This is a genomic window from Sandarakinorhabdus sp., from assembly GCF_041689835.1.
Taxonomy (GTDB): domain Bacteria; phylum Pseudomonadota; class Alphaproteobacteria; order Sphingomonadales; family Sphingomonadaceae; genus Sandarakinorhabdus.
Map to the genome: position 1 here is coordinate 1 of NZ_JBDNFM010000045.1, position 2,297 is coordinate 2,297.

Below are 2,297 nucleotides of genomic sequence, written 5' to 3' on the forward strand. Positions count from 1 at the left end.
GCGGCGTGATGGAGCAGAATGTGATTTTTCACATCATGGGTGAAGCACTCGGCTGGCGATAAACCAGCCGCCAATTAAACTGGCCTGGCGATAAGCCAGCGGTTTCAGAGAGCGATCAGCCAGCCTGCCAACACGCCGCCAGTCGTTCCGATGACAAGGCCCAGCCACAGCCAGACACGGCGGATGACGGGCTTGCCGTGGCGTTCGTTGGCGATGCGCGAACCATCTTGCATGGTGATCGATCTTTGCGGAAATCAGGTGGCCAATAATTATTGCAATATGCGTGCCAATTGCTCCGCCGGGTGCAAGCTGCTGAAATGAGGCCGCCTGCAAAAAGCCCAAACCATCAACCTGTAAAGCCCACCGACACTTGCGCGTAGGTGGCGCCCACAAAATACAGGCCATCGGGCGGCGCATTGAGGCCCAGCGCATCGCGGTCACGGGCAGCCAGCGCGTCGGCCAGATCGGCGCTGCTCCACTTGCCTTCGCCCACCAGTTTCAGGCAACCGACCATTGATCGCACCTGGTGGTGAAGAAAGCTGCGCGAGGCGGCGAAGATGTGCACTTCCTCGCCCGCCCGCGTCACTTCCAGCCGATCCAGTGTGCGCACTGGCGATTTGGCCTGGCACTTGGCGGAACGGAACGTGGTGAAATCATGCTGGCCAACAAGCAATCGTGCCGCTGCCTGCATGGCGTCGGCATCCAGCGCCGCGGGCACCCGCCATGCCAGCCCGGCATCAAAGGTGAGCGGCGCGCGCCGGCTGATCATGCGGTAACGATAGCGCCGCCCGGTGCAATCGAAACGGGCGTGCCAGCCCGGGGCCTCGGCGCAATCGATGATCGTCACCGGCTGCGGCCGCAACCAGGCATTGATCGCTTCCATCAGGCGGAACGGGGAACGCGCCCAATCGATATCGGCATGGGCCGGCATGGCGCGGGCGTGAACGCCGGCATCGGTGCGGCCCGACGCAAACACGGCCACCGTTTGGCCAGTGACATTGGCGATGGCGGCTTCGATTGCAGCCTGCACCGAAGGGCCATGATCCTGCCGCTGCCAGCCCATGAACGGCCGGCCATCATATTCCACCGTGAAGCGAAAACGCGTCATGCAACACGTGTGCCCGCCGGCACCCGCCAGCCATTGAGCAGCGCCCGCGCCGGCATGGCGGGTTTGCCGGCGCGTTGCACGGTGGTGGGGCGCAAGATGCCGTCTGCGGTGCCGATGCCCAGCTTGTCGTCCACGGTCACGCCCGGCGCGGCGGGGCCAGGCTCAATGGTGGCCGCCAATATCTTCACCCGCTCACCGCCGATTTCCAGCCAGGCCCCCGGTGCGGGGTTGAAGGCACGCACACGGGCTTCCAGCACGGCAGCGGGCAGGGCGGGGGAAAGATGCGCCTCGGCCTTGTTGATGCGCGCGGCCAGCGTCACGCCGGCTTCTGGTTGCGGCACGGCGGCACGCGGATGCGCCAGCACATCGATCAGCAAATCGGCGCCCAGCGCGGCCAGTTCGCCAAACAGGTCGCCGCTGGTCTTGCCGGCGGTGGGCGTTTCGTGCCCGGCCAGCATCGGGCCGGTGTCCAGCCCTTCCTCCATCTGCATGATGGTGACGCCGGTGATGGCATCGCCGGCCAGGATGGCGCGCTGCACCGGTGCCGCGCCGCGCCAGCGCGGCAAGATCGATCCGTGGATGTTGATACAGCCCAATCGCGGCGCAGCCAGCACAGCGCGCGGCAGGATCAAGCCATAGGCCGCCACCACCGCCACGTCGCAGTCACGGGCCACAGCCAGGAATTCATCCACTGCCGCCGGATCACGGAAGGTGCGCGGGGTGAACACCTTGATGCCCAGCGCCTCGGCACGGACATGGACGGGGCTGTGCTGCAATTGCTTGCCGCGCCCCGCTGGTTTGGGCGCGCGCGTATAGACCGCGATGATCTCGTGCCCCGCCGCGACCAGCGCATCGAGCGCCGGCACCGCGAAAAAAGGCGTGCCCATGTGGATGATCCGCAGTTTATTCCCCATGGCGCACGGCTGTTATCGGCTTGTCCCGTATTGGGGAAGAGGAATTACCGGCTCATCACCATGGTCACGGCGCGGCGGTTCTGTGCCCAGGCGCTTTCGTCGCTGCCATCCACGGCAGGGCGTTCCTTGCCATAGGAAATCGTGGCGAGCCGAGCGACGTCGATGCCTTGGCTGGCAAGGAAATTCTTCGCCGAATTGGCCCGGCGGTCGCCAAGCGCAAGATTATACTCGCGGGTGCCGCGTTCATCGCAATGGCCTTCCAGCGTTACGCGCAC

Annotated in this window: 4 protein-coding genes; all 4 read right to left on the reverse strand. The window is 65.3% G+C overall.

Annotation, left to right across the window (positions count from 1 at the left end; translation table 11 throughout):
* Positions 1-104: 104 nt before the first annotated feature.
* Positions 105-233, reverse strand: a complete 129-nt coding sequence (locus tag ACESL8_RS02200) for a hypothetical protein (RefSeq protein WP_372915499.1) — start codon at positions 231-233, stop codon at positions 105-107.
* A 113-nt stretch (positions 234-346) separates the two neighbouring features.
* Positions 347-1,108, reverse strand: coding sequence for a tRNA pseudouridine(38-40) synthase TruA (gene truA / locus ACESL8_RS02205; protein WP_372915501.1), 762 nt, complete (start codon positions 1,106-1,108; stop codon positions 347-349).
* Positions 1,105-2,010 (reverse strand): methionyl-tRNA formyltransferase, encoded by a 906-nt coding sequence (gene fmt / locus ACESL8_RS02210; protein ID WP_372915505.1) that lies wholly within the window; start codon positions 2,008-2,010, stop codon positions 1,105-1,107. Before fmt ends, truA begins: the two co-directional genes overlap by 4 nt.
* Positions 2,011-2,066: 56 nt before the next feature.
* On the reverse strand, positions 2,067-2,297 hold a 231-nt coding region (locus tag ACESL8_RS02215; protein ID WP_372915503.1), incomplete at its 5' end, for an OmpA family protein.